This is a genomic window from Wolbachia endosymbiont of Bemisia tabaci, assembly GCF_003999585.1.
Classification (GTDB): Bacteria; Pseudomonadota; Alphaproteobacteria; order Rickettsiales; family Anaplasmataceae; genus Wolbachia.
On sequence record NZ_CP016430.1, the window covers coordinates 432,370 to 443,634 of the forward strand.

At 33.6% G+C, this 11,265-nt stretch carries 12 protein-coding genes and 3 tRNA genes; 9 read left to right on the forward strand and 6 right to left on the reverse strand.

The window, feature by feature from the left end:
* Positions 1–171 precede the first annotated feature (171 nt).
* From BBB02_RS01970 to BBB02_RS01995, 5 genes are all read right to left on the reverse strand, one after another.
* The gene (locus BBB02_RS01970) at positions 172–870 is read right to left on the reverse strand and encodes a hypothetical protein (RefSeq protein ID WP_127463802.1); all 699 of its coding nucleotides are present in this window, start codon (positions 868–870) and stop codon (positions 172–174) included.
* A gap of 469 nt (positions 871–1,339) precedes the next feature.
* Complete coding sequence (locus BBB02_RS01980; protein ID WP_127463803.1) at positions 1,340–1,627, reverse strand: hypothetical protein; 288 nt, start codon at positions 1,625–1,627, stop codon at positions 1,340–1,342.
* 426 nt (positions 1,628–2,053) lie between these two features.
* Positions 2,054–2,130, reverse strand: a tRNA-Ile gene (locus tag BBB02_RS01985).
* Positions 2,131–2,169: 39 nt separating this feature from the next.
* Positions 2,170–2,496, reverse strand: coding sequence for a thioredoxin (gene trxA, locus BBB02_RS01990; protein WP_127463804.1), 327 nt, complete (start codon positions 2,494–2,496; stop codon positions 2,170–2,172).
* A 79-nt stretch (positions 2,497–2,575) separates the two neighbouring features.
* The gene (locus BBB02_RS01995) at positions 2,576–3,196 is read right to left on the reverse strand and encodes a ribonuclease D (protein ID WP_127463805.1); all 621 of its coding nucleotides are present in this window, start codon (positions 3,194–3,196) and stop codon (positions 2,576–2,578) included.
* Between the two features lie 151 nt (positions 3,197–3,347).
* Here BBB02_RS01995 and BBB02_RS02000 point away from each other — a divergent pair.
* The 4 genes from BBB02_RS02000 to BBB02_RS02015 all read left to right on the forward strand — a co-directional run bounded on the left by BBB02_RS02000 (position 3,348) and on the right by BBB02_RS02015 (position 5,727).
* A tRNA-Gly gene (locus BBB02_RS02000) sits at positions 3,348–3,420 on the forward strand.
* A gap of 98 nt (positions 3,421–3,518) precedes the next feature.
* A complete protein-coding gene (locus tag BBB02_RS02005) occupies positions 3,519–4,013 on the forward strand; it encodes a hypothetical protein (protein ID WP_127463806.1) in 495 nt (164 codons plus the stop codon).
* Between the two features lie 39 nt (positions 4,014–4,052).
* A complete protein-coding gene (gene era, locus BBB02_RS02010; RefSeq protein ID WP_127463807.1) occupies positions 4,053–4,907 on the forward strand; it encodes a GTPase Era in 855 nt (284 codons plus the stop codon).
* Positions 4,900–5,727 (forward strand): 3'-5' exonuclease, encoded by an 828-nt coding sequence (locus tag BBB02_RS02015; protein ID WP_127463808.1) that lies wholly within the window; start codon positions 4,900–4,902, stop codon positions 5,725–5,727. The genes era and BBB02_RS02015 overlap by 8 nt, the downstream gene beginning before the upstream one ends.
* Before the next feature lie 42 nt (positions 5,728–5,769).
* Here the strand turns inward: BBB02_RS02015 and BBB02_RS02020 are convergent, their stop codons facing one another.
* A complete protein-coding gene (locus BBB02_RS02020) occupies positions 5,770–7,083 on the reverse strand; it encodes a lipase family protein (protein WP_127463809.1) in 1,314 nt (437 codons plus the stop codon).
* A 328-nt stretch (positions 7,084–7,411) separates the two neighbouring features.
* Between BBB02_RS02020 and BBB02_RS02025 the strand changes: the two genes are divergently transcribed.
* The 5 genes from BBB02_RS02025 to BBB02_RS02045 all read left to right on the forward strand — a co-directional run bounded on the left by BBB02_RS02025 (position 7,412) and on the right by BBB02_RS02045 (position 11,008).
* Entirely contained in the window at positions 7,412–9,454 is a 2,043-nt protein-coding gene (locus BBB02_RS02025) for a WD0745 family porin (protein WP_127463810.1), read from the forward strand.
* A gap of 119 nt (positions 9,455–9,573) precedes the next feature.
* On the forward strand, positions 9,574–9,798 hold the full coding sequence (locus BBB02_RS02030) for a TA system antitoxin ParD family protein (protein WP_127463811.1): 225 nt from the start codon (positions 9,574–9,576) through the stop codon (positions 9,796–9,798).
* Positions 9,799–9,830: 32 nt separating this feature from the next.
* Complete coding sequence (locus BBB02_RS02035; protein ID WP_230608979.1) at positions 9,831–10,073, forward strand: type II toxin-antitoxin system RelE/ParE family toxin; 243 nt, start codon at positions 9,831–9,833, stop codon at positions 10,071–10,073.
* 37 nt (positions 10,074–10,110) lie between these two features.
* Positions 10,111–10,890, forward strand: a complete 780-nt coding sequence (locus tag BBB02_RS02040; RefSeq protein ID WP_127463813.1) for a DUF2163 domain-containing protein — start codon at positions 10,111–10,113, stop codon at positions 10,888–10,890.
* A gap of 31 nt (positions 10,891–10,921) precedes the next feature.
* Positions 10,922–11,008, forward strand: a tRNA-Ser gene (locus BBB02_RS02045).
* Positions 11,009–11,265: the final 257 nt, after the last annotated feature.

The following is an 11,265-nucleotide window of genomic DNA, read 5'->3' on the forward strand; positions in this document are numbered from 1 at the left end:
ATAGTAAAATTATTGCTTAAAATACTAAGTTTAATACCAAAATTAACATTTATCAACAACTATTTATATTTTTAGGAAATGTAGCAAAACAAAAGACATATAATATATTTCTTACTCGATAAAGTAATATACCAAAGTACAATCTGATGCTTTGCCATGTTTGCCCCTAGATTACATAAGGATTTTTGCAGATACTTTTACTTGCTGCCTCAGACTTTCTACTAGACTCCACGCAGTATTTGTAAGTGCTGTAGGTACATTTTCTAATGGTGATAAAATGTCACGCTTAAAAAGATCAAGCGCACGACCATCGCTGAATGCATTTTTTACAGATATAAATGCCACTTTCAATGCTGTGTATATATCTTCTGATGGTGATAAAATGTTATGTTTAACAAGATTAAGCGCACGATTATCACTCAGTACATTCTCTAGTGGTAATAGGATGTCACGTTTAAAAAGATCGAGCACACGACCATCACTGAATGCACTATTTACAGATGTAAATGCCACTTTCAATGCTGTATATACCTCCTCTCCATACATATATACTTCTTTAAGAGCTATGGCCGGAGCAGAAAATATGTCATAGCGTTTGAATAGCAGAGAGCATGCTTTTAGAGCTGCAAATGCAATAAATAAACCAATAGCCGCAGGTACTGCAGCGGGGAAACAAACTATCAAATAAGGCAACAATAATAGGGCTAAAGCAATAAAAGTATAAACTGTAACGTAGCGTGATGCCAATACAACCAAAGTAATAAGAGTACCAGCTATGAGAGAAGGTACACTAGATGTTGCTAGAATTACAATAGCAGTAATGCCGGCTGTGCAAAATAATATGTCTGTTTTGTTAAATAAATCTCTCATTGTGTTTTCTCCTAATAATTAAAGTTAGTGATTAATATATTAATAATAGCATAAAATATTAAAGATTTCAACTAATTTATTAAAATAAGTAAATAAAGAGATTAAGAATGGTGCCTAAAACAGATTTTCTATGAGAAAATTTGTATTTGTTAAGATATACGTTATAGGGAAAACGTAATCAGCTATAGCTAATCAGGGAAGGTTTCTCAAAGAGAACATAGATGTTTAATCATATTATTAAGCAATAGAAGTTGTATGTTTCACAGATAATTATTTTGAAAAGAAGGGCTCTCTCAATCAAGAGAAACAACCAGAGATAAAAACAGAAGTGATATTTGAAAAGAATAGTGAAAAAGAAATAGAGGAAAAGAAACAGTATTTTACCAATTTAAAGAATTATTCAATAAGTCAGAGTATATCTAAAAAGCTAGTATCCCCGCAAATATTGAAATAAGTGCTTCTTTTGTGATTAAAAAGGCACTACATCTAAAATATCTGCCATAAGTGGTAATTTTGTGCTTTTATTTTCATTATAGAGATTGTTTTCACTGGTTAATAATTTCTCACTAATTTGTGGATAAAGTTTAGAAACGTACTTCTCATAGCATTTATCTAGGCATTCTTGGTCTGTACGTTTTGTTTTGTAGGAATGGCATTTCTGCTTACATTGATTATATCTAAATTCAATCCCTTTCTCTTTGTTTGATGCTTGTTGTTCCATAATATTCTTCAATTTAAATAATATTGATATTAGCATACAAGTATGAACATTATGCTAATATAATTACTTTTTAGGTATACATGGCAAATTTATGCCTGGAAACAGTTTTTAGTTATTTCCTAGATTTTCTATAAAAACCAAAGGCGCCAGTTGGTTTTTATTAGCTAAGGTAAAGTTCAAATATCTGGAATTCTGAACATAAAATCCTCCTGTATAAAAAGATTAGAAAAAAATGCAGCGTACACACGACAGATATAAGCTGAAGAGTACACTTTTTATTGAAAGATTAATTGAAAGTCTGCAGACAAATTTGAGCTCTTAAAATAGCTCTAACTTTAATTATAATTAGATTGAAAATACGGGGAAGTAATTTTAATGAAATTTTACAAACACTAACAACCACGTACTATAACAAGGCAAGAAATTTACGTAAGAAAGTAGATTTTGTAATTGTATCAATAGTGGTGGGATTGGTAGGACTCGAACCTACGACCAATTCGTTATGAGCGAACTGCTCTAACCGACTGAGCTACAATCCCTTCTATCAACACTTATAATACACACAAAAGGAAATTTGTCTACTCGCTTATTTCACTATCAACCCAACTTTGCAAATTACTTATCGCGCCAATTTTGCGTGCAATTTCCTTACCATCTTGAAATATGATTAAAGTAGGTATAGATTGAACTCCATACTTACTTGGCACTTCAGTTTCTCCATCTATGTCAAACTTACAGATTTTGATCTTGTCTTTTCTATCCTTGGCTAATTGCTCGATACGTGGCATCAGAGTTTTGCATGGTCCACACCATTCTGCCCAAAAATCTACCAGCACAAACCCCTTGTGATTAGCAACTTCAGATTCGAAATTTTGATCATTTACCGCTTTAATATCATCACTCATAAAATACCTAAATTTTTATAAATATAGCGTATCAATTAACAGCTGATCAACTAAATTTTTCTGGATTCAAGTGAAGTGATTACATCTGATGATTAAAGATGTCTACATTTCCCCAACCCATTGAATCTAGCTCAATAAGAGTAGGAAGAAATTCAAAGCACTTTTCGGCTAATTCTTTTCTATTTTCACGTTCCAGCATTAAATCTAGCTTTTCCTTTATTCTATGGAGATATAAAACATCAGATGCAGCATAACTTTTTTGCTTGTCTGTTAAATTTTCATTTCCCCAATCAGAAGATTGTTGTTGCTTATTTAATTTTATATCAAGTAGTTCTAAGCACAACTCTTTTAAGCTATGACTATCTGTATAAGTGCGAACTAAACGTGAGGCTATTTTCGTGCAATGGCAAGGCAGTGCCCAAGTTTTTAAGTAATAATGTATTATGCTTACATCAAACCGCGCAAAGTGAAATATTTTGGTTATATTTTTATCCTCTAATATTTTTCTCAAATTTGGAGCTGTATAATCGTTTTTGAATTGAATCAAATGAGCGTTGCCATCATCAAAAGAAAGCTGTACAAGGCATAATCTATCTCTGCTATGCAGCAGCCCCATTGCCTCTGTATCAACAGCTATAGATTTTATATCATTCGGTATTGCACTGGCTGGCAGGTCGTCTTTATATATAAATATTCTCATAAATTTAATATGTTTTATGACACATACAATAATCAAAAATGAGTTTTAAGTATACGAAAAGATCATAGAAAATTGGCTCTCATGATTTTCATGTATGTAGGGTTTACAAATTATGATATGCATCTATAATAAGAATAAGTAAATTTTCATTGCGGGAGTGGCTCAGTTGGTAGAGCGCAACCTTGCCAAGGTTGAGGTCGAGGGTTCGAACCCCTTCTCCCGCTCTTCTTTTAACATAAAAAAAATTGCTTTACTTATTCAACTAGTTCAGCCATGCTTAAAGTAGCTAAAAGTTTTTTAGAAAATTAATTAAGGGGATTATATGAAAAAAAATGACGTTGTAGAATATTTAGTAGTTTTAAGCACAGGAGCAACAATAGGGGCGTACGCAGGCTTGAAGCTAAGTTTCACAGCTTTATCACCTCTGATCATTGGTGGAATTGTTGGTTCTATAGCTCCAGCATTGTTTACAGTTATGCTTGCGGAAAATATGCTATGTCAATCTTGTAAAATTAAAGATGAAGAAAAAAATCTGTTTTTTTCTTGTTGTGTTAATACACTTGCAAGTGCTGCAATTGGAGTTGGTCTTGCTGCAGCTGCAATGGCTATTTTCCCTGGTGTAACTCTTGGAATGGGATCGGCAGCTTTAGCAGGTGCAATAATAGGAGTAATAGTACCAATTGCAGCGGCTTATGCAATTGTAGCTACAGTATTTGCAGCTCAAAAAGTGAATGATTATATTATATCACCTGTAGTTGAAAAAGTTGGAAAATGTTTTTCTTCAAAAGAGGAAGAAAACGGGCTAGTTAAAGGATAATTAAAAAAAGTTGTTTAAGAAAAGTGCTTATTTGTAACGATAGCTGGTTTGCCAAATGCTGGAAAGTCAACGCTAATTAACAGTATCGTAGGCAAGAAAATTGCAATTGTCACCCCTAAAGTGCAGACAACAAGGACGCAGGTAAGGGGTGTTGCTATATGCAACAATGCGCAAATTGTTTTTACTGACTCTCCAGGAGTGTTTTCAGCAGAAACAAAACTTGAGAAAGCTTTAGTCAAATCTGCATGGGGAGCAGTTAAGGATAGTGACATTACTTTGTTGCTTGTTGATGTAAACAATTACCTAAAAAATATAGAAAGAATAAAAACGATATTTGCACGACTGGAGCGCACAAAAGGCAGATGCATTTTGGTTATCAATAAAACTGATTTAGTAAAGAAATCAGAGCTCAAGATGGCACATGAGCACCTAAATTTGCTTTATAAGTTTGAAAAAACTTTTACGATCTCGGCACTGAAGAATGATGGATTTTCTGATCTGACTAGTTACTTGTCTAAAATTGCACCGATAGGCCCTTGGTTTTATGAAGAAGATCAAGTAACTGATTCCTCAGCTGATTTTTTATCAGCGGAAATTACGAGAGAAAAGTTATTCTTGAACCTACGTGAAGAATTGCCATACTCTACAGCTGTTATAACTGAACAATTTGAGGAAAAAAAAGATAAGAGTTTAGTCATAAAACAGATCATATTTGTATTGAAAGATAATCATAAGAAAATAGTGCTAGGAAAAGACGGCAGTAGCATAAAAAAAATTAATATCGAGGCACGTACAGAATTGGAAAAGTTATTTGAGTGTAAAGTTCATCTCTTTTTGTTCGTAAAAGTGCGACCTTGGACTGATCGCCCTGAGGAATATATAAGTAATGCTTAATTCTTTGTTGGTATTTGATATTGAAACTATACCAGATGTAAATTCCTGTAAGAATTTACTAAATATTAGTGATGATAGCAGTGTAGAAGAAAAGAGGGACGCATTAACAAAATATCATCTTGAAATAACAAACGGGCAAAACTCTTTTCTGCGTCAGCCCTTCCACCTTGTTGTAGTTATTAGTTTTTTACTTTGTAATATAACACGCCAGAGCGGTTATGAAATGTTCACACTACAAGAAATAAGATCTGGAGGCACAGTAAACTCCAATGAAAAAGAGCTAGTAAAGGGATTTTTTAACTACATATCAGAGAAAAAGCCAAGACTAGTTTCGTTCAATGGACGCACTTTTGATATACCGGTACTGAAGTACCGTGCTATGGTTCATGGCATTCAAGCAGAATATTTTCACAAAGCTGGCGATAAGTGGAATAGTTACAATCAGAGGTACAGTAGTGATTGGCATTGTGATTTGCTTGAATTTCTCTCTGATTTTGGAGCTTCTGCAAGAATGAAGATGAACGAAGTTTGCGCAGCATTTAATCTTCCTGGTAAGATTGGAGTTGATGGATCACAAGTTATGGACTTATACGATAGTGGTAAGATACAAGAGATTCGCGATTATTGTGAAACAGATGTGATTAACACTTATTTAATTTACTTGAGATTTATGCATCATCAAGGAAGAATTACTACAGAAAGCTATAATAAGAGCATAGAAGAACTGCTTTTAGAATGTGAAAAAAAAGAACACCTAAAGAAATTTAAAGAAGAATGGAAAATAACTTCTGGTGAAAATTTTTATATTGAATTTAAATGAATAGATGCTATGGAGCAATCTAATGATTGCTCTATATAGTAGTTATAAACTCCTTGTAGTAGAAAAGACATTTTGATGTGCCCTTTGCTTAACTTCTGCTTGTTCAAACTTAGAAAAATTTTCTAAGTTTTTATCTTGGTATTCCTTTTTTACTTTCTCGAAAAAATTTTGTCCACCAAGAATATAATTACCTAAATTAGCAGCATAATATTGAGCATTACCTAAAACTGCACAGTTAATTCGACTTAATATTCTCGAAGGGTAGTAAAAGAGAGAAACATTATTGTTCGATCGGAAATCCTTTTCATCCATTATTTTAATGGCTTCATGATAACCATCTATTTGATGAACAAAATATCCTTCAGGTACTGATATTCTCAATTGTGCACCTACATGAGCATAACCACAAATACCAGGTGATACCGCTGGTACTGGGTCTTGTCTATGTTGAGTTACTCTAATGGTTTTTTCTTGAAGAACATCATTATAAAATTCACTAGCAGTAAGATCAAAAACTCGTGGATCACCAAAAGTTGCAACATGAACATCTTCAGCTCCTTCTGTTTTATTGAGGCATAAAGCAGCTATCTTAGCAACAGCTCCTCCCATACTGTGACCTGTGAGATTAATTTTAAAATCCTTGATTTCTGATCCCTGTTTTTCAGCATGAGATTTCAAAATGCCATACAGATTAGGCCATGAATCCGCAAATGAATTATAAAATCCTCTATGCATTCTTCCACCGTTAGGTAAAAGTTTTGAAGTAGTAAAAACTGCATTTATATCAGTGATTCCATCGTTTACACTATGGCTCAGACGAGTACCATGGTAAGCTATTGTTATTTCTTTACCTTTTATAAAAAGGTGACCAGCATCTTTTTCAAAGCTATTACCAAATGGAATAATTTCATAACCTTCGCTGATAAGTTCAGCTCTAGTTTTATACATTTTTTCAGTAGATGGAACAATTTCAAAATCTTCTACAATTTCAAATTCAGTTTTGTATACTCTTTGAGCTAGGTTGTTACATCTTTTTTTACTTAATTTACCATCATCATCGCCATAGCTTATCTTGCAGAAATTACCCATTTCTAATAATTTCTCTCGATCAAATCCTGCAATTTTTACAATACTTTCATCTATTTTATAGTCAGAAGGTAAAGAACATGGCTCATTTGGATCAGCACGATTTATAAATTCATAATCTTCAATGATCTCAAATTCATCGTCATATTCTTTCATCTCGTATTTGCCATCATCTACTGAAATAGAATCTGGCTGTTCAGTATTACCTGGCTCTGAGCCTGTAGCAGCACCTGTAGTGCTAAACCAATTTCGTAAAAAACTAAAATCCATAAATACCTTGATTATTAAAAATAAAACAATAATTCACTAATTATAATATAAACTAATATTATTGTCAATAGTTATATTAATATTTTAACCTTTATGTACTTTCACTTGAGTAAATTTTACTTCCATAGAATAAGTATAGAGTTATAATACACTAACAAGCAAACCTCTGTACTAAATTTTGGTTAATATACACGTTGAGCGTATTAAGAAAGTTGCTTTTAAAGTATTGCATTTTACTTTTATTTTCGCTATAAGGTTGCTTTAAGTTGGATTTTCAACACCTTTATACTATTTATGTTATGATTTTAAAATTTTTTGGGGGCACTTCATGAAAAAATCTATTTATACTAGAACTGCTCTAGCTTCTCTATTGACTTTATGTTCTTTCAGCGGCTTTGCTGCTGACTTTTCTGACGAGAGTATGAAGGAAGTAAAAAAGCAAGAGAGTAACGAGTCAATCAAAACTTCTGGAAAGATGGAAGTGATGAAGACGTCAAATAAGAAACTAAAAGAAAAAATGGACAGGATATGTAATGCTGATCCAAGAAAAAAAGCTGAAGAGCTTAAGAAAAAAGAAGAATTAAGATTAGCAGCTGAGCAAAAGAAAAAAGAGGAGTTGAAATTAGCAGCTGAGCAAAAGAAGAAGAAAGAAGAACTAAAATTAGCAGCTGAACAAAAGAAAAAAGAAGAAATTAGGCTAGCAAATGAGAAAAAAGCAAAACTTATAGAAGCTTCAAAAGCGAAAGCTCTGAAAGTTAAAAATTCTAATGTGGAAAAGTCAAAAATTAAGGGTCCTAAAACTAAGAATGCTAAAATTGAAGCTAAAGATATAAAAAAGGATGTAAAAGTTATTAATAGCAATACAGAGGAAAAAGGTAAGGCAAGTCCTGTTGTTTCAGTTGGTGGTATTGACATTATCAATACCAATCAAGGGGATGGTTTAAGAATAACTTTCGGTGGCGTTGTTGATTCTCAAGGTTATGGTAACCATGGGCTAAGTGGCTATAACCATTATAATGTTATGCCAGGTAAATCTACAGATTATTTTAACAATACTCCAGATAGTATAAAAGGAGCAAATCCAATATTTCCTAAAGGGATAGGGAATATTGGTGATTACAGTGAAAACATGGGCATGATTTCAGATGCAATATTGCACTTAAGAGCTGAAAATAAAAATGAGGATATTGGTCTTCGTTATGGTGCCGATGTACAATTCCATGTTCCAGTTACTGAAGGTAAAGGAGCTTCACAAGGCGTGAATGCTGCAAGAGGTAGAAGTGCACATGTGTTTTTGAATTCAAAATATGGTGATCTGAAACTTGGCTATCAGTTTGGTCCTGAGTCTTTGATGAGACTTGATGCAACAAGAGTTGCAACCGTTGACGGAGCTGCAGATAGTGATTGGTTTAGAAAAGTGAATTTAGAAGGAAGTGCTGCAAACTTTCCATTTTACGTAACACCACGTCTTTACACTGAAAGCTTCTCAAGCGAGAGCGAAAAACTCTCCTTCCGTATGGCAGGAAAATACAACAAAGAGGTTATGACCACATTGCCATTTAGAGCTGCTTACTACTCGCCGAATTATATGGGTGCAAGATTTGGTCTTAGCTACTCACCTCGCTACGATAGTGGTTTATCCGTTGTAAAAGAAATAGCTCCAGATTTCCTCAAAGATTCAAGTAATAAGGTAACAGGGGTAAAGAATGAGGAAACGTTAAGACATGTTGGGCCAGATTACCAGCATATAATAAGTGCTGGTGCGTCATATGAATATGACTTTAGTAAACATAATATAAAAGTTAAAACTTCTGTAGTTGGTGAGTATGGTAAGGCAAAAGAACCAAATAAAGATAAGCATCTTTATAAGGAATTTGTGGAGTACAATGACCTGGTGGGTGTTAACTTAGGTGCAAGCGCTGATTATAAGATTGATGAAGATCAAGCCGTAAAATTTGCTGCCTCTTTTGCATATTTAGGCAAATCTGGTCAACCTAAGAGTATCAAGGAACTCGACCTTGCTTCAAAAGAATATAAAGAGACTACTGATATTGCTAGAAAAAATGGCTTAAAGCAATTTAATGATAACAATACCATGTATTGGACTGCAGGTGCTGGTTATCAATATGATAATATCTATACAAGCTTGACATACTTTGGCAGTACAATGAATGATAAAGATATGCTTCATGATATTGCACTTGGTGTTCAGTATGATCTATCTTCTTGCAATAAGAGCAAATTTGTTCCTTATGCAGCCTTACATTATTTTATGACTGATGAACAAGGTGCGCTGAAAGACCAAAAAGGTACTGATGTACCTTCTAACCAAGGAATTCTTCTCCTCACTGGTGTGAAGTTTTCTTTCTAGTTATTTAACAATACACACCACAGCTTGAATGTGGTGTGTGTTTTCACTATGCACTTTCAAAATGTTGAAAAAATTTCCAATATATGATATAATAGCTAAAACTAGGAAGTAATAATCTAATGAGTATAACAGTAAATCTTGATGGGGAATTTGAGAAGATAGTGCAGTCTCATTCCGTATTGCAAAATCGTTCTGTACCGCAACAAATCGAGCATTGGGCTAAGATTGGTCAGATTGTTGAAGATAACCCTGAGCTAAGCTATAATATTATCAAAGAAATCCTTTCAGGCATTGAGGATATCAAGTCAGGTAATGTTGAGGAGTATAAGTCCACAAAATTTTGAAGATTCTTCTCACCAACACTTTTAAGCGGTCAATGAAGAAGCTGCACAATAATCAACTACCCAAACTTGAAGAAGCCATCAAACAAATTCAAGGTAACCCATATATTGGAGAGCTAAAGTCAGGCGATCTTGCAGGTGTTCGCGTGTATAAATTCTCTATTTTTAATCAACTGACATTATTAGCCTATATTCACAACGAACAAAATAACATATTAACACTTCTTGCATTTGCTCCACACGAAAATTTTTATAGAGATTTGAAAAAACAAGTGTAGCTAAATGCAGGTATGCCATTATTTATAAGAGGCAACTATGCAAACCAAATTAAAAAACCATTTAGCTGGAGAATTACTTACCATCGCTACTTGCTGGAAATTAACACTTGTAAGTGGGGAGGTAATGGGATTCACTGACTATGATGAAGATTTAAATCTCAATAATATACTCTATAAATCTTCAAGCGGTTTTATAGCCAGCAGTATAATATTAAATAGCGATTTGAGAACTGATAATCTAGAAATTGAAGGAATATTAAATAGTGCTGATATTAAAGAAAAAGATGTTTTATCAGGAAGGCATGACTTTGCAAATATTGAAATATTTCTTGTGAATTATAAAGATTTGAGTCAGGGAATTATGAATTTGCATGCAGGAACTTTTGGTAAAGTAACATTAAATAGTGGGAGGTTTATCGCTGAAATTAGAGGTATTACGACAAAGCTTGAGAGAAGCATAACAGAGCTATATTCTCCTGTATGCAGGGCACAATTTTGCGATGATAGATGTAAAGCTGATGCTAAAAAGTTTAGTAGAATGAGCACAATTACTAAAGTGATAGATGAAAGAAGATTTGAAGACACTAATTTAATCGAAAGCGATGGATATTATAAGCACGGAGTAGCAACATTTGAAGTTGTAGTTAAAGAATACAAAAATAAAGTAGTTACATTATTTGCTTCTCCTCCACATCAAATTTCTACCGGAGATAAATATTCGATACTTGCAGGTTGTGATAAAGCGTTTTTAACGTGCAAAAACAAGTTTAACAATACTGTGAATTTCCATGGCGAACCATATATACCAGTTGTTTAGCAGCATAATTTTTAATATTATGAATAAGTATGGAAAGGTGGCTGAGCGGTCTAAAGCACACGCTTGGAAAGCGTGCACATATGAAAATATGTCGGGGGTTCGAATCCCCCCTTTTCCGCACATTATTTCTAGTATAACATAGGTTTTGTTCTTGAACGTAATAACCATATAGCATTAGCACTTCAGCTTCGCAATTTTTCAGAGTCATCTACGTCAATAAAAGAATAGAGTTATCAAGTTGCAGAGCCTTCTTGATTTTTGATGACGAAGAGTAATAGAAATACAATCCAGTAGCCAGCATACCTTCCATATTCCTAATAATGTCTTGCAATACGTCTGTGTCATTTCTCCCTAAAAGCTAATACTGGTATATAT

Coding starts and splice junctions, on each gene's coding strand:
- BBB02_RS01970 (WP_127463802.1), bottom strand. CDS start 870: ATGAGAGATTTATTTAACAAAACAGACATATTATTTTGCACAGCCGGC.
- BBB02_RS01980 (WP_127463803.1), bottom strand. CDS start 1,627: ATGCTAATATCAATATTATTTAAATTGAAGAATATTATGGAACAACAA.
- trxA (WP_127463804.1), bottom strand. CDS start 2,496: ATGAGTGATGATATTAAAGCGGTAAATGATCAAAATTTCGAATCTGAA.
- BBB02_RS01995 (WP_127463805.1), bottom strand. CDS start 3,196: ATGAGAATATTTATATATAAAGACGACCTGCCAGCCAGTGCAATACCG.
- BBB02_RS02005 (WP_127463806.1), top strand. CDS start 3,519: ATGAAAAAAAATGACGTTGTAGAATATTTAGTAGTTTTAAGCACAGGA.
- BBB02_RS02015 (WP_127463808.1), top strand. CDS start 4,900: ATGCTTAATTCTTTGTTGGTATTTGATATTGAAACTATACCAGATGTA.
- BBB02_RS02020 (WP_127463809.1), bottom strand. CDS start 7,083: ATGGATTTTAGTTTTTTACGAAATTGGTTTAGCACTACAGGTGCTGCT.
- BBB02_RS02025 (WP_127463810.1), top strand. CDS start 7,412: ATGAAAAAATCTATTTATACTAGAACTGCTCTAGCTTCTCTATTGACT.
- BBB02_RS02030 (WP_127463811.1), top strand. CDS start 9,574: ATGAGTATAACAGTAAATCTTGATGGGGAATTTGAGAAGATAGTGCAG.
- BBB02_RS02035 (WP_230608979.1), top strand. CDS start 9,831: ATGAAGAAGCTGCACAATAATCAACTACCCAAACTTGAAGAAGCCATC.
- BBB02_RS02040 (WP_127463813.1), top strand. CDS start 10,111: ATGCAAACCAAATTAAAAAACCATTTAGCTGGAGAATTACTTACCATC.